The 20618-nt window shown below is 66.6% G+C and carries 21 protein-coding genes; 16 read left to right on the top strand and 5 right to left on the bottom strand.

Going from position 1 to position 20618, the window contains the following annotated elements; all coding sequences use genetic code 11:
* Positions 1–325: 325 nt before the first annotated feature.
* Genes ACZYZF_RS14780 through ACZYZF_RS14765 form a run of 4 tightly spaced genes read left to right on the top strand, consistent with a single transcriptional unit; the run spans position 326 to position 4201 of the window.
* Positions 326–1369, top strand: a complete 1044-nt coding sequence (locus tag ACZYZF_RS14780; protein WP_463836109.1) for an ABC transporter substrate-binding protein — start codon at positions 326–328, stop codon at positions 1367–1369.
* Positions 1366–2388: an ABC transporter substrate-binding protein gene (locus ACZYZF_RS14775; RefSeq protein WP_463836108.1), complete on the top strand. Its 1023-nt coding sequence runs from the start codon at positions 1366–1368 to the stop codon at positions 2386–2388. The genes ACZYZF_RS14780 and ACZYZF_RS14775 overlap by 4 nt, the downstream gene beginning before the upstream one ends.
* Entirely contained in the window at positions 2385–3410 is a 1026-nt protein-coding gene (locus ACZYZF_RS14770; protein WP_463836107.1) for a FecCD family ABC transporter permease, read from the top strand. The genes ACZYZF_RS14775 and ACZYZF_RS14770 overlap by 4 nt, the downstream gene beginning before the upstream one ends.
* On the top strand, positions 3407–4201 hold the full coding sequence (locus ACZYZF_RS14765) for an ABC transporter ATP-binding protein (RefSeq protein WP_463836106.1): 795 nt from the start codon (positions 3407–3409) through the stop codon (positions 4199–4201). Before ACZYZF_RS14770 ends, ACZYZF_RS14765 begins: the two co-directional genes overlap by 4 nt.
* On the opposite strand, the gene ACZYZF_RS14760 is transcribed toward ACZYZF_RS14765, so the two are convergent.
* Positions 4183–4830 carry a type II toxin-antitoxin system PemK/MazF family toxin gene (locus ACZYZF_RS14760; RefSeq protein WP_463747612.1) on the bottom strand — a complete coding sequence of 216 codons (648 nt, stop codon included), beginning with the start codon at positions 4828–4830 and terminating at the stop codon, positions 4183–4185. The two genes, ACZYZF_RS14765 and ACZYZF_RS14760, sit on opposite strands and share 19 nt — an antisense overlap.
* Before the next feature lie 67 nt (positions 4831–4897).
* On the opposite strand from ACZYZF_RS14760, the gene lepA reads away from it, so the two are divergent.
* The 5 genes from lepA to ACZYZF_RS14735 all read left to right on the top strand — a co-directional run bounded on the left by lepA (position 4898) and on the right by ACZYZF_RS14735 (position 12101).
* Positions 4898–6772, top strand: a complete 1875-nt coding sequence (gene lepA / locus ACZYZF_RS14755) for a translation elongation factor 4 (protein ID WP_463836105.1) — start codon at positions 4898–4900, stop codon at positions 6770–6772.
* Between the two features lie 101 nt (positions 6773–6873).
* Positions 6874–8178 (top strand): NtaA/DmoA family FMN-dependent monooxygenase, encoded by a 1305-nt coding sequence (locus tag ACZYZF_RS14750; RefSeq protein WP_463836104.1) that lies wholly within the window; start codon positions 6874–6876, stop codon positions 8176–8178.
* A gap of 172 nt (positions 8179–8350) precedes the next feature.
* Positions 8351–9883, top strand: a complete 1533-nt coding sequence (locus tag ACZYZF_RS14745) for an APC family permease (RefSeq protein ID WP_463836103.1) — start codon at positions 8351–8353, stop codon at positions 9881–9883.
* On the top strand, positions 9880–10869 hold the full coding sequence (locus ACZYZF_RS14740; RefSeq protein ID WP_463836101.1) for a GNAT family N-acetyltransferase: 990 nt from the start codon (positions 9880–9882) through the stop codon (positions 10867–10869). The genes ACZYZF_RS14745 and ACZYZF_RS14740 overlap by 4 nt, the downstream gene beginning before the upstream one ends.
* Entirely contained in the window at positions 10866–12101 is a 1236-nt protein-coding gene (locus ACZYZF_RS14735; RefSeq protein WP_463836099.1) for an acyl-CoA dehydrogenase family protein, read from the top strand. The genes ACZYZF_RS14740 and ACZYZF_RS14735 overlap by 4 nt, the downstream gene beginning before the upstream one ends.
* Positions 12102–12108: 7 nt before the next feature.
* Here ACZYZF_RS14735 and ACZYZF_RS14730 read toward each other — a convergent pair whose 3' ends face one another.
* Positions 12109–13023 carry a zinc-binding dehydrogenase gene (locus ACZYZF_RS14730; RefSeq protein ID WP_463747618.1) on the bottom strand — a complete coding sequence of 305 codons (915 nt, stop codon included), beginning with the start codon at positions 13021–13023 and terminating at the stop codon, positions 12109–12111.
* Between the two features lie 54 nt (positions 13024–13077).
* On the opposite strand from ACZYZF_RS14730, the gene ACZYZF_RS14725 reads away from it, so the two are divergent.
* Positions 13078–13620 carry a class I SAM-dependent methyltransferase gene (locus ACZYZF_RS14725; protein ID WP_463747619.1) on the top strand — a complete coding sequence of 181 codons (543 nt, stop codon included), beginning with the start codon at positions 13078–13080 and terminating at the stop codon, positions 13618–13620.
* Positions 13621–13628: 8 nt separating this feature from the next.
* Here ACZYZF_RS14725 and ACZYZF_RS14720 read toward each other — a convergent pair whose 3' ends face one another.
* Positions 13629–14174, bottom strand: coding sequence for a cupin domain-containing protein (locus ACZYZF_RS14720; protein ID WP_463836097.1), 546 nt, complete (start codon positions 14172–14174; stop codon positions 13629–13631).
* A gap of 132 nt (positions 14175–14306) precedes the next feature.
* On the opposite strand from ACZYZF_RS14720, the gene ACZYZF_RS14715 reads away from it, so the two are divergent.
* Positions 14307–14636, top strand: a complete 330-nt coding sequence (locus tag ACZYZF_RS14715; RefSeq protein ID WP_463836095.1) for a carboxymuconolactone decarboxylase family protein — start codon at positions 14307–14309, stop codon at positions 14634–14636.
* A 181-nt stretch (positions 14637–14817) separates the two neighbouring features.
* Here ACZYZF_RS14715 and ACZYZF_RS14710 read toward each other — a convergent pair whose 3' ends face one another.
* The gene (locus ACZYZF_RS14710) at positions 14818–15099 is read right to left on the bottom strand and encodes an ANTAR domain-containing protein (RefSeq protein WP_463747620.1); all 282 of its coding nucleotides are present in this window, start codon (positions 15097–15099) and stop codon (positions 14818–14820) included.
* Positions 15100–15176: 77 nt separating this feature from the next.
* Positions 15177–17207, bottom strand: a complete 2031-nt coding sequence (locus ACZYZF_RS14705; RefSeq protein WP_463747621.1) for a glycoside hydrolase family 15 protein — start codon at positions 17205–17207, stop codon at positions 15177–15179.
* A 116-nt stretch (positions 17208–17323) separates the two neighbouring features.
* On the opposite strand from ACZYZF_RS14705, the gene ACZYZF_RS14700 reads away from it, so the two are divergent.
* The 5 genes from ACZYZF_RS14700 (at position 17324) to cysW (ending at position 20612) form a co-directional block, all read left to right on the top strand.
* Positions 17324–17527 (top strand): hypothetical protein, encoded by a 204-nt coding sequence (locus ACZYZF_RS14700; protein ID WP_463747622.1) that lies wholly within the window; start codon positions 17324–17326, stop codon positions 17525–17527.
* Between the two features lie 139 nt (positions 17528–17666).
* Positions 17667–17759: an Ms4533A family Cys-rich leader peptide gene (locus ACZYZF_RS14695; RefSeq protein WP_463747623.1), complete on the top strand. Its 93-nt coding sequence runs from the start codon at positions 17667–17669 to the stop codon at positions 17757–17759.
* Positions 17760–17890: 131 nt separating this feature from the next.
* Entirely contained in the window at positions 17891–18934 is a 1044-nt protein-coding gene (locus tag ACZYZF_RS14690; RefSeq protein ID WP_463836094.1) for a sulfate ABC transporter substrate-binding protein, read from the top strand.
* Positions 18931–19794, top strand: coding sequence for a sulfate ABC transporter permease subunit CysT (gene cysT / locus ACZYZF_RS14685; RefSeq protein ID WP_463747624.1), 864 nt, complete (start codon positions 18931–18933; stop codon positions 19792–19794). Before ACZYZF_RS14690 ends, cysT begins: the two co-directional genes overlap by 4 nt.
* Entirely contained in the window at positions 19791–20612 is an 822-nt protein-coding gene (gene cysW / locus ACZYZF_RS14680; protein WP_463747625.1) for a sulfate ABC transporter permease subunit CysW, read from the top strand. The genes cysT and cysW overlap by 4 nt, the downstream gene beginning before the upstream one ends.
* Positions 20613–20618 lie beyond the last annotated feature (6 nt).

Genomic DNA, 20618 nt, shown 5'->3' with positions numbered 1-20618 from the left:
TTCCTGGGCCGCGGCGCGGGTTCGCCCAGCCCCAGGTTTGCTAGAGATCGGGGGTCTCGGCAGGATCCGGATCGGGTGGGAGCGCAGTCATGGCCCTGGAGTGCCCCCTGACGCCGGTTCAATGCATCGGCTTGCTCGTCGCGCGCGGGCAATCGAGCAACATCGTGGCTGTTACAGTGCGGAGGCCGACCAACAGGGGAATCCGGTGAAAAGCCGGAACTGACGCGCAACGGTATGAGGCACCGCCTCGAGTCCGATTACCTGTGGCCGGGAATGACTGTCGACGGCTCCGCGACCGAGCCCTGCATCGAAGGAAGTCCTGGGCGTGCGTGTATCCGCCGTACTGCTGTTCCTGTTGTCTGTCACCTTGTCGGTCACCGTGGCCTGCGGGCATCGAGAGCCCGCCGCGCCCCGGGAGCTGGACCGGGAGGTCGCCGGGGCCGGTCCCACCAGTTATCCGCTCACCATCGAGAACTGCGGGGTGAGCGTCACTTTCGACGGGCCGCCGCAGCGAGCGGTGTCGCTGTACCAGGCCTCGACCGAAATCATGCTGGCACTGGGTCTCGCCGATCGGATGGTCGGCAGTTCGACCTGGTTTGATCCGGTGCTGCCCGAACTCGCTGCCGACAATGCCACCGTGCCTCGGCTCGCGGACAACGACCCGGGACTGGAGACGGTGCTCGACGCCGAACCGGACCTGGTGACCTCGGCCAGCGCTCACACGTTCACGCCTGCGGTGGTCGCCGACCGCAGGCGGTTCACCCAGCTGGGAATCCCGACTTATCAGTCGCCGTCGGTCTGCGTCGGGGCGACAGTCGACGGTGAGACAGTCACCCGCACCGAACCGCTGGCCCTCGACACACTGTTCCGGGAGATCGACGAGTTGGCGCAGATCTTCGACGTGCAACAGCGCGGCCAGGACCTGATTGCCCGCCTCACCCGGCGGCTGGACCGAACTGCGTCGATCACCGAGCCGGATACCACCGTCGCGTTCTGGTTCTCTGGGCTACGGACGCCGTATCTGGCCGGCTGCTGCTCGGCACCCGGGCTGTACGCCACCGAACTCGGCGTCACCAATGTCTTCGCCGATACCCGTGCGGACTGGCCAGAGGTCAGCTGGGAGGTGCTGGCCGACCGCGACCCTGACGTGCTGGTGCTGGCCGACCTCGATCGCAGGCGCGTCGACGGGGATGCGCTGGACGCGAAAGTGACGTTCCTGGAATCGAATCCAGTGACCAGGAACATGACCGCGGTGCGCCACAAGCGCTACGTCGTACTGTCCGGGTCCGAACTCGACCCCGGAATCCGTGAGATCGATGCGCTGGAGAAACTCGCCGCCGGTTTCAAGGCATTCGGGCTGGCCCGATGAAGGTTGCGGTCCGGCTGGTCGTGGCCGTGGTCAGTGTGCTGCTGCCGGTGGGGTGCGCCCAGGCTGCCGGTCCGGCCGCGGGCACTGCCGCCGCACCCGGATATCCGCTGACCGTGCAGAATTGCGGCAGGCAGGTGGTGATCGATGCACCTCCGCAGCGGGCTGTCTCGCTGAACCAGGGCTCCACCGAGATTCTGCTCTCGCTGGGCTTGGCGGACCGCATGGTCGGCACCGCAACGTGGACAGACCCGGTCCGCGCCGGCCTCGAGGCCGAGAATGCCCGGGTGCCACGGCTGGCGGTGAACAAGCCGTCGCTGGAGACGGTGCTCGACACCGAGCCTGATTTTGTGTCGGCGTCTTTCGGCGGCACCCTGGGGCCCGGCGGTGTCGCCGACCGTGACCAGTTCGCCCAGCTGGGCGTGCCGACCTATCTGGCCCCGAGCGACTGCGAAGGCAAGACCTCGGTCAACGGTGACGGCGCGCGCAGCGCCCCGTTCAGCATGGATGCCGTCTACACCGAAATTCGGCACCTCGCAACAATATTCGATGTCGCTGAACGCGGCGATCGGCTCATCGCACAGCTGCGCCGGCGGATGGACACCGTCGCCGCGGCCCCGACCGGCGTCGGCATGGCGTTCTGGTTCTCCGATGTGCGGGCGCCCTACTTCGCCGGCTGCTGTGGATCATCCGGAGTGATCGCCGGGACTGTCGGTGCGCGCAACGTGTTCGCCGACACCACCGAAGAATGGCCGCAGGTGAGTTGGGAGAGTGTGGCCGACCGCGACCCGGACGTGCTGGTGCTGGGCGATCTGAGTCGCCGCACGATCGAAGGTGACGCACTGGGGACCAAAATCGAGTTCCTGGAATCGAATCCGCTCACCCGGGGCCTGACCGCCGTTCGGCACCGCCGCTACATCGTGGTGAACGGGGCCGATCTCAACCCGTCGATCCGCACGGTGGACGGCGTCGAGAAGGTGGCGAAAGGCCTGGCCGAACTCGGGTTCGGCAGGCCGCGGTGAGTTTACGCACCGGCTGGCTCGGCGGATTGTGGGCCGCCGGGCTCGTCCTGCTGGTGTTCTCTGCCGCGGTGGCCATCACCATCGGGCCCGCCGCGCTGTCGGTGGCGGACGTGTATCGCATCATCGGCGATCGGCTCGGCGCGGGCCCTTCGGGCGTGACCCGGCTGCAGGACAGCATCGTCTGGCAACTGCGACTGCCGCGGGTGGTTCTGGCGGCAATCTGTGGGGCCGGTCTGGCGCTGTGTGGGGCGGTATTGCAGTCGCTGCTGCGCAATCCGCTGGCCGACCCGTTCGTGCTGGGGGTCTCGTCGGGTGCCTCCACCGGTGCCGTACTGGTCGCGGTACTCGGCGTCGGCGCGGGCACGTTGACGTTGTCCGGCGGCGCCTTCGCCGGTGCGGTGCTGTCGTTCGCCGTGGTGCTGGTGCTCGCCTATGCCGCCGGCGGCGGGACCGATCGGGTGGTGCTGGCCGGAGTGGCCGGCACCCAGCTGTTCTCGGCCCTGACATCCTTCATCGTGTTGTCCTCGGCCGACGCCGAACAGACCAGGGGAGTGCTGTTCTGGCTGTTGGGTTCACTGGCTGGGGTGTCCTGGTCCGACGTTCTCACCTGCTCCGTCGTGGTCGGCGTCGGGCTGGCGGTGTGCCTGGCGTATGGGCGCACCCTCGACGCCTTCGCATTCGGGCAGGACACGGCCGCCACGCTGGGGGTCGCGGTGACCCGGGCCCGCGTCGTGCTGCTGGTGATGACCGCATTGGTGACGGCCGCGCTGGTCAGTGCGGCCGGGGCCATCGGGTTCGTCGGGCTGGTCCTGCCGCACGCCGCGCGCTTTGTCGTAGGGCCCGGTCATCGGCGTCTGTTGCCGACGGCGGTGATTCTGGGCGCTGTCTTCATGGTGTGGGTGGACACCCTGGCCCGGACGATCTTCGCCCCACAGGAATTGCCCACCGGGGTGGTCACGGCACTGCTCGGCGTCCCCGCATTCGCGTTGATCTTGTTGCGGCGCAGGGGGATGCGTCGGTGACCTTGCAAGCGGTCGGGGTGTGCTGGACCCGTTCGGGGCGGGTCGTGCTCGATGGTGTCACGGTCGACCCGGTTCCGGGAAGCACCGTCGGATTGCTGGGCCCCAACGGATCCGGCAAGTCATCACTGCTGCGACTGTTGGCCGGGATCGACCGTCCCGATTCCGGGACTGTCCTGCTCGACGGTCGCGAGCTGCACACGATGTCGCGGCGAGCGGTGGCGCGCCGGGTGGCGATGGTCGGGCAGCACGCCGACACCGATCTGGACATCGCGGTGCGCGACGTGGTTCGGCTGGGGCGGATCCCGCACAGTTCGGAATTCGGCGGTGGTGGCGACGACACGACCGCGGTGGCCGCCGCGTTGGCGGCCACCGGTCTCGACGGCATGGCCGACCGCCTGTGGCACACTCTCTCGGGCGGCGAGCGTCAGCGTGTGCAGATCGCCCGGGCGCTGGCGCAGAAACCCAGTGAGTTTCTGCTCGACGAGCCGACCAATCACCTCGACATCGCCCATCAGTTGGAGATCCTGGCGCTGATTCGCACGCTCGACGTCACCAGCGTGGTGGCTCTGCACGACCTCAACCTCGCGGCGATGTTCTGCGACCACGTGGTGATGCTGTCGGCGGGCACCGTGGTGGCCACCGGCAGCCCGGCCGACGTGCTGACCGAAGATCTGGTGGCCGACGTGTACGGGGTCCGGTGCCGGATCAGCGTCGACGACGCCGGACCGTATGTCCGGTTCGAACACGGCCGCCCGACGCGCGGCGCGGCCGGTCAGCTCCAGGAGTACTGAGCGCGCAGGCGGATCGCCACCGCTTCGAACCGCCCACGGTCCAGGATCGCGCCCTCGCGGCGGATGCCTTCCTCGGGAACGTCGAGCACCCGGTCCAGCCTGACCCAACTGGGCCGGCCGTCGTAGTCCCAGGTGCCGGTGCCGATGCCGATCCAGTCCGGATCGTCGCGGTGGTAGTCCTGACTCGACAGCATCAACCCGAGCAGGGTGTGCTGATCACGACCCACCACCAGGACCGGACGGTCTTTGCCCTGGGTCGGATCGTCCTCGTAGACCACCCAGGTCCAGACGACCTCGCCGGGATCGGCCTGCCCGTCCAGGTCCGGGGCGTAGACGACTTTGCGGGCCCGATGCGCGGTGGGCACGCTGTTCTTCGATACCGGGCGGCCGGCGGTGATCGCCTGGGGCGGCGGAGCGGCAGCGCCGGCGAGCACGCCCAGGCCCAGCCGGAGGCCCTGCTGAAGCCCCTGTTGGATACCTTGCTGAACTGTCCGCGGCACGTTGTCCGTGGTCTGAAGCTGGCGTACGAACTTGGGTGCCTCGTTGAACACCAGGTTCTCGGCGCCACCTACGACGCCCCTGACAACCTGTTGGAACGCCTTCCACTGCGACGCCATGGTGTCGAGCATATGCGAGTGGCCCCCCGGCGATTGTGTCGCGACGGTCCTTGCTCGATACCCTTAGGGAGCACAGCACGTGCTGGACACCCACGCTCACCAGGAGATTCCCATCAGCAGCTTCGCCGACAAGACGTTCACTGCGCCGGCGCAGATCAGGAACTTCTGCATCATCGCCCACATCGACCACGGCAAATCGACGCTGGCCGACCGGATGCTGGGCATCACCGGCGTGGTCGCGGACCGGGATATGCGGGCCCAGTACCTGGACCGGATGGACATCGAGCGCGAACGCGGCATCACCATCAAGGCCCAGAACGTGCGGTTGCCGTGGAGTGTCAACGGCGAGGACTTCGTACTGCACCTGATCGACACGCCTGGCCACGTCGACTTCACCTATGAGGTGTCGCGTGCGCTGGAGGCCTGCGAGGGCGCGGTGCTGCTGGTCGACGCGGCGCAGGGCATCGAAGCGCAGACTCTGGCCAACTTGTACCTGGCGCTGGACCGGGACCTGACGATCATCCCGGTGCTCAACAAGATCGATCTTCCCGCCGCCGACCCGGACCGCTACGCGGGTGAGATCGCCCACATCATCGGGTGTGAACCGTCCGACGTGCTGCGGGTGTCCGGCAAGACCGGTGAGGGGGTCCGCGAACTGCTCGACGAGGTGGTTCGGCTGATCCCCGCGCCCGTCGGCGACGCGGACGCGCCCGCGCGGGCGATGATCTTCGACTCCGTCTACGACATCTACCGCGGCGTGGTGACCTATGTGCGCGTGGTGGACGGCAAGCTCAACCCTCGCGAGAAGATCGCGATGATGTCCACCGGCGCCACCCACGAACTGCTCGAGGTCGGCATCGTGTCTCCCGAACCGAAGGCCAGCGACGGTCTCGGCGTCGGAGAAGTCGGCTATCTCATCACGGGTGTGAAGGACGTTCGTCAGTCCAAGGTCGGCGACACAGTGACGACGGCGCGCAAGGGTGCCACCGAGGCGCTGACCGGTTACCGGGAGCCCCGGCCGATGGTCTATTCGGGGCTCTACCCGGTGGACGGCTCGGACTATCCGGTACTGCGCGAGGCGCTCGACAAGTTGCAGCTCAACGATGCTGCGCTGACCTATGAGCCGGAGACGTCGGTGGCGTTGGGCTTCGGGTTCCGCTGCGGGTTCCTCGGGTTGCTGCACATGGAGATCACCCGCGAGCGCCTGGAACGCGAGTTCAACCTCGACCTGATCTCGACCGCGCCCAACGTGGTGTACCGGGTCATCAAAGACGACGGGTCGGAAATAGTGGTGACCAATCCGTCGGACTGGCCCGAAGGCAAGGTCCGCGAAGTCTACGAGCCGGTGGTCAAGACCACCGTCATCGCGCCCAGCGAGTTCATCGGCACCATCATGGAGCTGTGCCAGTCCCGGCGCGGCGAACTTGGCGGCATGGACTACCTGTCACCCGAGCGGGTCGAGCTGCGCTACACCATGCCACTGGGCGAGATCATCTTCGACTTCTTCGACTCGCTGAAATCCCGCACCCGTGGCTATGCCAGCCTCGATTACGAGGAGGCCGGCGAGCAGTTGGCCGATCTGGTCAAGGTCGACATCCTGCTGCAGGGTGAGGCCGTGGACGCATTCAGCGCCATCGTGCACAAGGATTCGGCCGCGGCTTACGGCAACAAGATGACCACCAAGCTCAAGGAGCTCATCCCGCGCCAGCAGTTCGAGGTGCCGGTGCAGGCCGCAGTCGGGTCGAAAATCATTGCCCGCGAGAATATCCGGGCGATCCGCAAGGACGTGTTGTCCAAGTGCTACGGCGGTGACATCACCCGTAAGCGCAAGCTGCTGGAGAAGCAGAAAGAGGGCAAGAAGCGCATGAAGACCATCGGTCGCGTGGAGGTTCCCCAGGAGGCGTTCGTCGCGGCGCTGTCCACCGACGCCGCGACCGACAAGCCCAAGAAGTAACTGGCCGGCTGCTCGCCGAGGGAGCTGAGGCCCTGGCCGGGATTGCTTCGCGCTGAGCGCAACTCTCGGCTCGGGGCAACCGCGACCGTAGCGTCGGCGCAGTGCCCAGAGAACTGCACCTGCTCGCTTTCGGCAACACCCGGTCGGCCGGGCCCTGGCGGCATCCCGACATCGACAACAGCCCCGCCGGGGTCCGCCGTCATCTGATCGGCTATGCACAGACCGCCGAGGCCGGCACCTTCGACGCCCTGTTCTTCGCCGACGGACTGAACTACGGCCCGCCCGCGACCTGGGCGTACAAGATAACCGAGGACTTCGAACCCCTCACCGCGACGGCGGCGCTGTCCTCGGTCACCGACCGGATCGGGTTGGTGGTCACCGGCTCAGCCACCCTGGCGCATCCCTATCATCTGGCCCGCCAGCTGCTTTCGCTCGACCACCTCAGTGGTGGCCGGGCCGGCTGGAATCTGGTCACCAGCTTCGCGCAGGCCGCGGCCGACAATTTCAGCGCCCGCGGCGTGGTGGCCCACGACGAGCGCTACCGCATCGCCGAGGAAGCGCTTGCCGTGGTGCGCAAGCTGTGGGACGGCTGGGGCGAGGACACCGTCGTCGAAGACCGCGCTGCAGGAATCTTCAACGACATCAACAGAATTCGACCGACGGATCACCATGGGCGCTACTTCGACGTGGCCGGCCCGTTGGGTTCGGCTCGGTCGGCACAAGGGCAGCCGGTCATCTTCCAGGCCGGATCCTCGGAAACCGGGCGGGGTTTCGCCGCGCGGCACGCCGAGGTGATCTTCACCAGTCACGGCAACCGGGCGCGGGCGCGCGAGTTCTACACCCAGATCCACGAGGAGTCGCGCCGGCTGGGCCGGGCCAGACCGCCGCTGATCACGCCGTCGCTGCGGTACGTCGTCGGCTCCACCGAAGCGGAGGCCCGCCGCGCGGAACAGCTGGAGTACGAGTACTTCAGCCCCGAGTACCAGGCCGGCTGGCTGCTGGAAGTCGATGTCGACGTCACCGGTGCGGATCTGGACGGTCCGGTTCCGGAATCGGCATTCCCGGCGCACACCGAGACCCATCAGACCGCGCTGGCCGGTTACCGGCTGCTGGCCACCGACGGAGATCCCACGGTGCGAGAGTTTCTCTACCGCACGGTGAACGGTTGGGGCGCATCGGTGGTAGGCACTCCTGAGCAGATCGCCGATGAGTTCGAACAGTGGTTTACCACCGGCGCCGCCGACGGGTTCGTGCTGCGCGATTCCGGGTTACCCGGCCAGCACGAACTTTTCGTCGAGCAGGTGGTGCCGGTGCTTCGCAAGCGTGGACTGTTCCGCCACGAATATGCCGGCACGACCTTGAGAGCCCATCTGGGGCTTGATATCCCGCGCCGCCAGCCGTTGTAACCGGAACCCGACGCGACGCATTTCGCGGGAATTCCCGTCACTCGCAATAGAATCCCGTCGATTCCATAGCTGACGCCGCGAAAACGATTGCGGCAGTGTGACAACACATACCGACTTACCATCCGTGCCGGTTCGCGAACGGGTGGCGTCGCGGTCAGAAAGGGACATTGCCGTGACCACTACAGAAGACCCGAAGGCGCCCCCGACGGTGGGGGCCGGGGGCCGCACGCTGATCGCCGCGGAATCGACCGGCCTGGAAGCCGGGGCACTCGGCGCGTGGGGCGTGTTCGCCCAGGGCCTGGCCGCTGCGGCGCCCAGCGTGGCCCTGGCCGTGGTGCCGTTCTCGTTGTTCGTCGCCGCAGGTAAAGGCGCGGCGTGGGCAGCGGTGATCGGGCTGTCCATCGTGGTGCTGGTGGCCATCACGATCAGCTTCCAGGCCAAACGCACGGTGTCCTCCGGATCGCTGGGCACCTACACGGGAAACGGGCTCGGGCCCGGCTTCGCGTTCGCCGCCGGGTTCAGCCTGCTGTTCGGCTACATCGGTTTCGCCACCACCGGCACCCTCGGCGGCGTGTTGTACCTCGATGCGTTCCTGGAGTCGATCGGCCTCGGATCACAAGCAGTGTGGTTCCGGCTGCTGCTGGTGATCGTGGTGGTCGGCGTGGCGGTGTACCTGCCCTACCGCGGGGTCTCGCTGGCCGCCAAATACGAACTGGCCTTTGAACTGCTGGCCATCGCGTCGATCCTGCTGATCATCGTGGCTTCCTACGTCGGCTACGGCTTCCGCATCGACTGGGAGCAGTGGAATCCAGCGCACCTCGGATCCAGCGCGACGTTCATCGCCGCGGTCACGGCGGTGGGCTCCTATGCCGGGTTCGAGAGCGTGGCCTCGCTCGGGGCCGAAGCCAAGGACCCGCACCGTAACATCGCCAGATCTCTTCTGCGCGTGGTCCTCCTGATCGGTGCGCTCTACATCTTCGCGACCTACCCGCAGATCCTGCACTTCGGCGAGATCGACGGTGACAAGGCGGTGCTGCCGCAGCTGGCGACCAGTGTCGGGGTGGACTGGGTGAACCAGATCGTCAGCGGCACCGTGGCGATCGCCTTCATCGTGTTCGTCACCGCGGTCACCACCGCCGCGGCACGATCGTTGTTCACCTTCGCCCACGAGGGCGCGTTGCCGCAGGTCTTCAGCAAGGTGCACCCCACCTACAAGACGCCGTGGGCCGGTGTGGTGTTCGTCGGGATCCTGGCCCTGGCGTTTTCGATCGTGGCCACCTTCAGCTCCGCCGGCCGCCTGGTGTTCGACGTCTACGGAGGTTACGTGGCCAACTGGGGCTTTCTGGTGAGCTATCTGCTGGTGGTGATCGCGACACCGATCTGGCTGCGCAAGATCGGCGCCCTGACCCCGGCACGGCTCGCGGTCTCGATCGCGGCCACCATCGGCCTGGGATACGTGATTGTCAGCAACTTCTATCCGGTGCCCGAGTTCCCGTTCAACATCCTGCCTTTCGTGTTCGGGGCCATCCTGCTGGCCGGTCTGTCCTGGTACTGGTACCTGAAGCGGACCAACCCGGAGGTGGCCAATCGGATCGGCAGCATCCAGACCCTGTCCGAGGGCGAGCAGCAGCGGCTGGCCGACGAGGGCATCGGCGCGGTACTCGAGCAGGCGCAGACGGCGCCGACCGACGAGGAACGCAAATGACCCTCACCGACCATCGGACAGCCACCGGCTGGACGGTGGAGCCGGCCACCACACATGACTATCCACTGATCGCGGATTTCCTTGCCGTCACTCCAGGGCTGGCGGGTCGCCTGTTCGCCGCCGATTCGCGTGACGTCGCCGAGCAGTTCGACGGCGTGTATCCCGGGTCGGCAGTGGTTCTGCGCGGCGGGTCGGCAGAGGTGCTCGGGTACGCGGCGCTGCACCAGCCCGACAATGTCGAGCCGGAGGTGTTGGGACACTTCGTATTCGGCCCGTCGGTCGCGCGCGCGGCGGTCGACGCGGTCGTCGGCGACACTGTCGACCGGTTCCACCGGCTCACTACCCCCGGCGCCTATCTGCGGGTGTACATCGGGGCCGATCAGCCGGCGGCGATCGAGGCGCTGGTACGTCGCGGCGCGCGTCAGGAGCGGCAGTTCGTCGCGACCCGTAAGTCGTTGCTCGCCGAGGATCGCGCCGCGCTGGCAGCTGCGCACGTCGACGGCCTGTCGATTGTGTCCTGGCCCGAGGTGATCTCGCGCGGATTCGCCGAGCAGGTCCGGCGACTGCAGTTCGACACCTTCAGTGAGCACTTCGGGAACATGTCGAAAACCCCGCAGCGGTGGGAGCATCACCTGCGCAGCCGGGCATTCAACCCGGACTTCAGCGTCGCCGCCATCGACGACAGCGATGTGGTGGTCGGTTATGTACTGGGATCCACCCACACCACGGGCATCGGTGCCGACGAGGAACGCAGCGCGCACACCGACTACATCGGCGTGCGCCGCGACCTGAGAACACGTGGGACCGGGGAACTGCTGCTGCGCAAGGTCTGGCTGGCCGCGCTGAGACGCGGGTTCACCGCCGCGTCGCTGGGCACCGATATCGACAACGCCAGCAGGGCGCACGAGCTCTACCACCGACTGGGGTACCTGGCGGTTCGGGACCAGTACGCATATCGCATCGACAACGACGGGAGCATCGAATGAGCAGGACAGGTACGTATCTCAAGCGACCGTCCGGATACGACGCCGAGCTGCAGTCGGTGTTCCGGCCGATCTTCGAGCGGATCGCGGAAGGCAATGTGGCCCGCGAGCACGATCGGGTGTTCCCTCACGAACAGGTGCGCTGGCTCGCTGACGCTGGGTTCGGCACCCTGCGGATCCCCGCGGAACAAGGCGGTTTCGGTGCCTCGTTGGAACAGACCTTCCTGTTGGTCGCCGAGCTGGGGGAGGCCGACGCGAACGTCGCCCACATCTGGCGCAACCACCTGGCTTTCGTCGAGGACCGGCTCAATGCCCCGGCCACCGAGGACAACAACACCTGGATCAAGCGGTTTCTGGCGGGCGAGTTCGTCGGAGGCGGCTGGACTGAGGCGAACAACGTCACGCTGGCCAATCTGGCCACCACGGTCACCGCACAGGAGGGCCACTGGCTGGTCTCGGGTGCGAAATACTATGCGACAGGCAGCCTTTACGCCGACTGGCTGGATGTACTGGGTCGCGGTGACGACGGCGAACTGTGGACGGCGTTGGTGCGTGCCGAGGACCCGGGCGTGACACTGACCGACGACTGGCGGGGGTTCGGGCAGCGCACGACCGCGAGCGGCTCCGCGCACTACGACGCCGCGCGCGCCGAGCCGGGCAACGTGTTTCCCGCCGCCGAGCGGTTCACCTATCAGGCCCACTTCTATCAGATCGCGATGCTGGCCGTGCTGACCGGAATCACCCGGGCCGTGCACCGTGATGGGACGGCCGCGCTGCGGCAACGTACCCGCAACTACCCGCAGGGACTTGCCGCGGTGCCGGCCGACGACGCTCAACTGTTGCAGGTGATAGGGGAGATCTCGGCCGAGGCGTTCGGTGCCGAAGCGGCTCTGGGGTTGAGTGCGCGCGCCCTCGATCGGATCGTCGCGGGCCGGCTGGCCGGCAGTGACGACCATGCCCGGGAGCTGTTGATCGACGCCGAGGTTGCGGTGGCGCGCGCGCAACTGACAATCATCGGAGCGGCGCTGCGGTCCACCACCAAGGTATTCGACGCGCTCGGGGCTTCTGGTGTGTCCGAAGAGCTCGGCCTGGACCGACATTGGCGCAATGCCCGTACCTTGGCGTCGCACAATCCCGTGGTCTACAAGGCGAGGATCCTGGGGGACTGGTTCGTCAACGGCAAGGACCCGGTGGCCGATCTGGTGAGCCGGGGCCGCGGCGGCCAGGGCAACTGAGGGGTCGTCAGTCGACCTGCAGCACCGCCTTGCCCGCGACCTTGCGGTCGAGCAGGGCCTGCGCGGCCGCAGCGATATTGCCCCACGTGTCGCGCAGGCCGATCTGGGGGTCGAGTTCGCCGTCGGCCACCAGCCTCAGCAGGTATTCCAGGTCGGCCTGGAACGGTGCCCGAACGGTGAACGGCTCCAACCGTTTCCGGTTTCCGCGGCGCCGCTCGGCCTCGAAGTCGATGGTGGTCGGCTCGTTGGACGCCATCCCGATCGACTGCACCGACCCGCCGTCGGACACCAGGCTGAAGGCCTGCGCCAAGAGTTTCCCCCCGACATTGTCGAGCACGCCGAACACCGGCTCGGTCACTCCGTCGAGCCCGACGACGACTTCGGCTGCGCCCAACTCCTCCAGGCCCTCACCGCGCGGCGCGCTGCCGACCGCGGCCACCACATGCGCGCCGGCCCGCGCGGCCAGTTGCACCGCGAACCGCCCGACACCTCCGGAGGCACCCGTGATGAGGACCCGGCGACCCACGACCGGGCCGAGGGCGCGTAGCGCCTGCAGCGCCGTCACGCCCGCTACCGGAAGCGCGGCGGCTTCCTCGAACTCGACGAATTCGGGAAGCTCGGCCAGATTGTCGGTCGACACCGCGCGTCGCTCGGCCCAACCGGCTTCTCCGCTGAAGGCCACCACGCGCGTGCCGACGACGGGGCCCGTCCCGTCCGCCGCGGCCCTGGCCACGATGCCCGCGCTGTCCCACCCCGGCACCTCACCAGGGCGGCGCATCTGATCGATGAAATGCACCTCGCCGAAGTTCAGCGCGATCGCATGCACGTCGATCAGCGCCTGCGATGCGGTGACCGAAGGTTCGGCCACGTCGTCGAACCGGAGATTTGCGGGAGCGTGCGGGTCGTAGACGAGGGCTCGCATGAAGGGGCTAACCCCGAACCCCCATCCGCTATTCCCTCCCTTAGGGTGGCCGACGTGAGCGAGAAGGACCGCGTGCGCTGGGACGCGGCGTATACCGACCGGGAGGCGGATGACGTGCCGGCCCCGCCGCGGGCCTTCGTCGGCCACACCGACCGGTTTCCGGTGACCGGTTCGGCGCTCGACGTCGCGTGCGGATCGGGTCGGGCTGCGGTGTGGCTGGCTCAGCGCGGACTACAGGTGCGGGGTGTCGACGTCTCTGCCGTGGCGATCGGCCGAGCCAAGGCCCTCGCCGATCAATGCGCGGTTACCGAGGACTGCCGTTTCGATGTCGTCGACCTCGATGGCGGGTTGCCACCCGGCCCACTGGTCGACGTCATTCTGTGCCACCGCTTTCGCGACCGCAGACTGGACCGCGCACTCATCGGGCGCCTGGCGCCAGGTGGTTTGTTGGCGATCAGTGCGCTCAGCGAGGTTGGTGCGGCGCCCGGTCGGTTCCGGGTCGCACCGGGCGAACTGGTTGCGGCGTTCGCGGAGTTGGAGCTGATCGCGTCGGGGGAGGGCGACGGCGAAGCCTGGCTGCTGGCCCGGTCCCGCTGATCCGGCGGTCAGTTACTCGACGTGGCACCTGTCGGTGATGAAGAGGCAGGCAGCATTTCGTCGTGGATGCCGGAAATGTTCAGAAAACAGCCCGTGTCCTGTCCGACATTCCGCCATCCACGCACAACATTCGCTGGGACCAGGATGGCGTCCATCGGCTCAAGGAACACCTTTTGCTCTTCTGCTTCATCGAAGAAGACAACCCAGGATCCGCTGGCAATGAACATCAGTTCCTCTGCGGTGTGATCGTGGAGTGGGGCGCCTTCGCCCGGACCGCCCACACCCGTCGTCAGCCGTAACTCCCCACTTGCGACAGCCGCCGGTGCCCCCTTCATGAAATCGGACCGCGCCTTGTCGGTGTATTTGTACAGCGAGATTGGTTTGGTGTTCTCACCTGAGCTGGGGGCCGAACTGGGCTGCAATTCGTGAAATCTCACGACATTTTTGATGGCCTGCGCCGCTCCTGGCGAAAACGCGGTTGCATCGCTGTTTGCATTCGATTCAGCACTCATGAGCTTCCATTCCTTTTCAGCATGTTGCACGCCGCTGGTCATACCGGGCCGGGCTCGTGCGTGCGACAAGTGATTCGATACGCCCAGGGGTATGGTCGGGCATTATCATGGATACCCCTGTAGGGTATCGAGCGTCAAGTTCGGAAGCGCTCGATGGATGAGAAAGGTGTAGCGATGCATTCGCACGACGAGGACGTGCAGTTCATGACCGACCTGCGGGAGTCGGCTCCCGAGATGGTCTCGGCCTTCTTCGGTTTCGACAAGGCGGTTTTCAGCAAGAACTCCGGCAACCTCGACCTCGCTACCCGCGAGCTCATCGCGGTGGGGGTCGCGGTGACCACCCAGTGCCCCTACTGCATCGCCGATCATGCGAAACGAGCTGTCCAGGCCGGCGCGTCCAAGTCCGACGTTGCCGAGGCCGTGATGGTCGCGGCCGCACTACGCGCCGGCGGTGCCGTTACGTATGGCTGGAAGGCCATGAAGAGCATCGCCGAGGCCGAGTGAGCGTCCTCGGACCCTGTTCTCATCGAAACTGATGCCAGCGACAACATCGGCGCAGTTTCTATACCTCAGTGCAATCTCGATGCGGCACTTACTCTTTGGTGTTCACGTGGGTAACGCTGTGGCGGAGATCCGCGCCGAGAATCGCCACGGCGTTACTCACGCGTAGCGTGCTCGACGCCCGCTACGGCGTGGCGTTGGCAGGAATGCGGCGGGCCTGTGCGAGCAACTCACCCCAGGCGTTGAACGCCTCGGCGTACTCGGCCGAGGTCCCGGAACTGCCGCCGGCGAGGTCGACCAATGCCCTTGCGATGCTGCCGATTCCGATACCGGTGCGCTGGACCACCCGCACCAGTTCGGCGAAGGCCTGATCGGGCGCGCAACCGCGCAGGGCGACCAGAACACCGATCGCCACGTCGATCTTGATGCGTGAGGTGTCATCTGCACGGAGGCGGTTGTAGCTCATGACCAGATGATGCTCCGCCGGCACCGCCCATCACAGAGATCGGCGCATGGTGATTGTGTCCGCGCAGTGGCCAACCCCTACATCGGCGCGTTGGCGGGCTGGAACACCCCGGAACTGTCGGACTCCTCCTCGGCGCGGATGACGTGCACCACGGCGTTGATGAGGGCCAGGTGGGTGAAGGCCTGCGGGAAGTTGCCCAGGTGACGGCCGGTGCGCGGCTCGATCTCCTCGGCGTACAGGTGCAGGGGGCTGGCGAACGAGAGCAACCGTTCCAGCAGATGCTTGGCCCGGCTCACCTCACCGATCTCGACGAGCGCGGAAACCAGCCAGAACGAACAGATGGTGAAGGTGCCCTCTTCACCGGACAGGCCGTCGTCGGTCTCCTCGACCCGGTAGCGCAGGACCAGCCCGTTCTCGGTGAGCTCGTCGGCGATCGCCAGCACCGTGGCCCGCACCCGCGGGTCGTCTGAGGGCAGGAACCGCGTCAACACCGCCAGTAGCAGCGATGCGTCCAGCGCGTCGTCGCCGTAGCGCTGGGTCAGCACACCGCGGGAATCGACGCCGCGGGCCAGGATATCGGCCTTGATCTCCTCGGCGGTCGCGCGCCACTGCTGCGCATAACTCTTCTCGCCCTGCAGTTCGGCCAGTTTCGATCCACGATCCAGCGCCACCCAGCACATGATCTTGCTGGAGGTGAAGTGTTGCGGTTCGCCGCGCACCTCCCAGATCCCGCGGTCGGGTTCCTTCCAGTGCTTGATGGCTTCCTCGACCTGATTCTTCAGCACCGGCCACAGCGCCTCGGGAATCTGCTCGCGCGACTTCGCGTGCAGGTACACCGAATCGAGCATCGTGCCCCAGATGTCGTGCTGCATCTGGTTGTAGGCACCGTTGCCGATCCGTACCGGCCGGGCGTTGTCATAGCCCGACAGGTGGTGCAGTTCTTCTTCGACGAGGCTGCGTTCACCGCCGACGCCGTACATCACCTGCAGCGGGTGGCGTTCCCCGTTGTTGGCACCCGAGACGTCTGCGATGAACGAGAAGAAGTCGTCAGCCTCCCGGTCCAGCCCGAGTGTGTACAGGCCCCACAGTGCAAACGTGGAGTCGCGAATCCACGAGTAGCGGTAGTCCCAGTTACGTTCGCCCTGAGGAGTTTCCGGCAGTGATGTGGTGGGCGCGGCCAGCAGGGCACCGGTCGGCGAGTAGGTCAGGCCCTTGAGGGTCAGCGCACTGCGTTGCAGGTACGACCGCCACGGGTGATCCGGGAAGTCGCCGATGTTGATCCACTGACGCCACGACTCGCTGGTCTTCCACATCTTCTCGGCGGCCTCTTCGTAGGTCTGCGGGGCCGGGTGCTTGGACCAGCTGAGCGCGACGAACACGTTGTCGCCCTCGGTCAGGCGGGTGCGGGCGCGCGCCTCACGACCCTCGATGCCGATCCGGAGGTTGGTGGTGAGCCGCAGGGTGGGGTGCGAATCGGGGTTGCGGCTGGCGCGGGCGATGGCCTCACCATAGGCGGGGCCGGAGTACTCCCACGACGCGCTGACCCGGTGGTAGTCGAAGGCCGGCTCGCAGTTCATCACCAGTTCCACGGTGCCGCTGACACAGCGCACGGTGCGCAGCAGGATGTGCTCTGCGTCCCAGTCCATCGGGGTGCGCCGGTGGGTGCGGGACCGGGTGTCGAGGTCATGCCAGGGACCCATCACCAATGCGTCGCGCACGATCAGCCAGCCGGTGTGGGTCTGCCAGGTGGTCTCCAGGATCAGGCTGCCCGGCAGATAGCGCCGCGCCGACGGAACCGTGACGCCGTAGGGACCGAGCCGGAAGTGGCCGGCGTTGCGGTCCAGGATCGCGCCGAACACGCTGGGGGAGTCGGGCCGGGGGACGCACAGCCACTCCACCGACCCGGCCGAGGAGATCAGGCAGGTGTTCTCGCAGTCGGACAGGAAGCCATAGTCGGCGATCGGCGGGAACGGGTTCCGCAGCGACGCGCCCGACGAGTACGGAACCGGGGCTGTCGCCGTCAGCGGCGACTCGGGTGCCTTCGGCGTATCAGGAGTCTTGTCGAGTGCCGCGACGACATCCGTGGGCTCGGTGTGTTGCAGAACCATGCGGACATCATCATCTGCGGATACAGGTGCCGTCTACCCAAGACACGTGTGTCGGACGTTACGGGTGCGACGGGATGAACTCACAGACACCTTCGGCGATCGCCTAGGCTTGCCCCATGGCGGCAATCCTGAACTGGTGGGACGGCGTCGAACTGTGGCTCACCGGGCTCCCGTTCGTCGTGCAGACCGCGGTGGTGATGCCGGTGGTGCTGGCATTGGCCTACGGCAGCGCATTGGTGCTCGACGGCGCGCTGGGCTGGGGAATCACCGGGTTGCACCGGCTGCGCCACGACTCTGCGGCAGAGGTGGAATCCGAATGAACGGTATGCCGCGCTCACGTGTCACCTTGATCTTGGTTCTGCTGGTTGTCCTGGTCATCGTGATGTGGCTGCTGACCCGCTGACTCCGCGCCTGATCGCTCGACGGGCGCGACATCGGAATTCTGTTATTCTTCGCGCCATGCATTCAGCGTCCGGCAAGATCGAGAGCCATGTCCTGGCTCTCATTGCCGTGGGTTCATGCGCTGTTGCTGACGTCGCCTGTTGTCGCTGACTCCAACCCGTCCGCGGTTTGGTGTCGGTGGCGGTTCTGTGCCCGGATGCTCTTCTCTTGCCTCCCTCGCCTCCCCAGCCTTTCCGCACGACGGACCTCGTAATGTCCGCTGTCCTCAAGAAAGGTCCTCCGTGTCCGTTAACAAGCCCCATCTCAGTAGGTTCTGGCGTACTGCCACCGTCCTGGCCACCACCGGCGTGCTGGCCGTCGGTTGCGGCGGCGGCACCAGCGATGTCGCCGGCGGTGATCAGGGCGCTGCGGATGCCGACACCACGCTGACGCTCGTCGCCTATGCAGTGCCCGAACCGGGCTGGAGCAAGATCATCCCGGCGTTCGCCGCCAGCGAGGAAGGCAAGGGCGTTGCGGTGCGGACGTCGTACGGCGCATCGGGCGACCAGTCCCGGGCCGTGGCCGACGGCAAGCCGGCCGACATCGTCAACTTCTCGGTCGAACCCGATGTGGCCCGGTTGGTCAAGGCCGACAAGGTGGCCGACGATTGGAGCGCAGGCAACACGAAGGGCATCCCGTTCGGTTCTGTGGTGTCATTGGTGGTGCGCAAGGGTAACCCCAAGGGCATCAAAGACTGGGATGACCTGCTGCAGCCCGGGCTCGAGGTGGTCACCCCGAGCCCGCTGAGTTCGGGTTCGGCCAAGTGGAACCTGCTGGCCCCGTATGCGGCAAAGAGCAACGGCGGCAAGGACTCTGCGGCCGGTCTCGACTTCGTAAACAAGTTGGTGACCGAGCACGTCAAAACCCGGCCGGGTTCGGGCCGGGAAGCCACCGATGTGTTCCTGCAGGGCACCGGCGACGTCCTGATCAGCTACGAGAACGAGGCGATCAACGTCGAGCGGCAGGGCAAGGACGTCGAGCACGTGAACCCGCCGCAGACCTTCAAGATCGAGAACCCGGTGGCGGTCGTCAAGACAAGCGCCCACGCTGACAAGGCGAAGGCACTGCAGAACTTCCTGTTCACCGCAGAGGGGCAGAAGTTGTGGGGCGAGGCCGGATTCCGTCCGGTCGATCCGGCGGTGGCGGCGGACTTCGCCAAGGATTTCCCGGCGCCGGAGAAGCTCTGGACGATCGCTGATCTCGGCGGATGGAAAGAGGTGGACCCGGCGTTGTTCGACAAAGACAACGGCTCCATCACCAAGATCTACAAGCAGGCGACTGGATGACCTCTGCAGTCCAGACCGATTCGGTTGTGCCCGCGCCGGGGGATCCCACGCCCGGCGCGCGGCCCGGCCGCTACGGGAGTACCTCGCTGCGCGTGGGCGCGGCTTCGATCTGGCTGAGCGTCATCGTGCTGCTGCCGTTGGCGGCGATCCTGTGGCAGGCGGCGGGCGGCGGGTGGGACGCCTTCTGGCTGGCCATCACCTCCAACGCGGCGCTGGAATCGTTCCGGGTGACGCTGACCATCTCGGCCGGCGTGACGGTGGTGAATCTTTTCTTCGGCCTGGTGGTGGCCTGGGTGCTGACCCGCGACGACTTCCCGGGTAAGCGACTGGTCGACGCCGTGATCGACCTTCCGTTTGCCTTGCCGACGATCGTGGCGAGCCTGGTGATGCTGGCGCTGTACGGCCCGGCCAGTCCGGTCGGCCTGCACCTGCAGCACACCAAATGGGGTGTCGGCATCGCACTGCTGTTCGTCACGCTGCCGTTCGTGGTGCGTTCGGTGCAGCCGGTGCTGCTCGAGCTCGACCAGGAGACGGAGGAGGCAGCCGCCTCGCTGGGGGCCAGCAACCGGGTCATCTTCGTGAAGGTGATCCTGCCGGCGTTGTTGCCCGCGCTGCTGTCCGGCGCCGGGCTGGCGTTCTCCCGGGCGATCGGCGAGTTCGGTTCGGTGGTGCTGATCGGTGGTGCGGTTCCCGGAGAGACCGAGGTGTCCTCACAGTGGATCCGGACCCTGATCGAGAACGACGACCGAACCGGTGCCGCGGCGATCTCCATTGTGCTGCTGGTGATCTCGTTCCTGGTGCTGTTCGTGCTGCGTGCCGTTGGTTCGCGGGCAGCCAAGCGTGAGGAGCTTTCGGCATGACGCTCTCACCGCGGGTGCGCTACCTGCTGCGCTTTCTGGCGCTGGCCTATGTGGCGGTGCTGGTGGTGGTCCCGGTCGGGCTGATCTTGTGGCGTACCTTCGGTCCCGGTGTCGGGGCGTTCTTCGCATCGGTGGGTACTCCGGCGGCGATCTCGGCCCTGAATCTGTCGCTGTTGGTTGTTGCCATCGTGGTGCCGCTGAACGTGCTGTTCGGCGTTCCCACTGCGCTGGTCCTGGCGCGCAATCGGTTTCGGGGCAAGAGCGCCCTGCAGGCCGTGATCGACCTTCCGTTCGCGGTGTCGCCGGTGGTGGTGGGTGTCGCGCTGATCCTGCTGTGGGGCTCGGCGGGATTGTTGGGCTTCGTCGAGAACGATCTGGGGCTGAAGATCATCTTCGGGCTCCCGGGCATCGTGCTGGCCAGCATCTTCGTCACCGTCCCGTTCGTGATCCGGGAGGTCGAACCGGTGTTGCACGAGATCGGCACCGACCAGGAGGAAGCTGCCGCGACACTGGGATCGACCTGGTGGCAGACCTTCTGGCGCATCACCCTGCCGTCCATCCGGTGGGGCCTGACCTACGGCATCGTGCTGACCATCGCGCGCACTCTGGGGGAGTTCGGTGCGGTGATCATGGTGTCCTCGAATCTGCCGGGCACCTCCCAGACACTGACCCTGCTGGTGGCCGACCGCTACAACCGCGGCACCGCGGATTCGGTGTACGGGGCGTACGCCATCTCGACTTTGCTCATGGCGGTGGCCGTGATCGTCCTGGTCGTCCAGGTGATCCTCGACCGACGCCGAACCAAGGCCGCGCAGTAGGCCCGA

It is taken from the genome of Mycobacterium sp. IDUB_24 (assembly GCF_055419385.1).
Note: the sequence above shows the minus strand (reverse complement) of the source record. Positions and strands in the feature narration are given on the sequence as shown.

Excerpts from the sequence above, each read along its gene's own strand:
- ACZYZF_RS14715 (WP_463836095.1), top strand. The coding sequence starts at position 14,307 with ATGCATTCGCACGACGAGGACGTGCAGTTCATGACCGACCTGCGGGAG.
- ACZYZF_RS14735 (WP_463836099.1), top strand. The coding sequence starts at position 10,866 with ATGAGCAGGACAGGTACGTATCTCAAGCGACCGTCCGGATACGACGCC.
- ACZYZF_RS14720 (WP_463836097.1), bottom strand. The coding sequence starts at position 14,174 with ATGACCAGCGGCGTGCAACATGCTGAAAAGGAATGGAAGCTCATGAGT.
- ACZYZF_RS14760 (WP_463747612.1), bottom strand. The coding sequence starts at position 4,830 with ATGCTCGACACCATGGCGTCGCAGTGGAAGGCGTTCCAACAGGTTGTC.
- ACZYZF_RS14710 (WP_463747620.1), bottom strand. The coding sequence starts at position 15,099 with ATGAGCTACAACCGCCTCCGTGCAGATGACACCTCACGCATCAAGATC.
- ACZYZF_RS14695 (WP_463747623.1), top strand. The coding sequence starts at position 17,667 with ATGCATTCAGCGTCCGGCAAGATCGAGAGCCATGTCCTGGCTCTCATT.
- ACZYZF_RS14705 (WP_463747621.1), bottom strand. The coding sequence starts at position 17,207 with ATGGTTCTGCAACACACCGAGCCCACGGATGTCGTCGCGGCACTCGAC.
- ACZYZF_RS14730 (WP_463747618.1), bottom strand. The coding sequence starts at position 13,023 with ATGCGAGCCCTCGTCTACGACCCGCACGCTCCCGCAAATCTCCGGTTC.
- ACZYZF_RS14700 (WP_463747622.1), top strand. The coding sequence starts at position 17,324 with ATGGCGGCAATCCTGAACTGGTGGGACGGCGTCGAACTGTGGCTCACC.
- cysW (WP_463747625.1), top strand. The coding sequence starts at position 19,791 with ATGACGCTCTCACCGCGGGTGCGCTACCTGCTGCGCTTTCTGGCGCTG.
- ACZYZF_RS14740 (WP_463836101.1), top strand. The coding sequence starts at position 9,880 with ATGACCCTCACCGACCATCGGACAGCCACCGGCTGGACGGTGGAGCCG.
- cysT (WP_463747624.1), top strand. The coding sequence starts at position 18,931 with ATGACCTCTGCAGTCCAGACCGATTCGGTTGTGCCCGCGCCGGGGGAT.
- ACZYZF_RS14775 (WP_463836108.1), top strand. The coding sequence starts at position 1,366 with ATGAAGGTTGCGGTCCGGCTGGTCGTGGCCGTGGTCAGTGTGCTGCTG.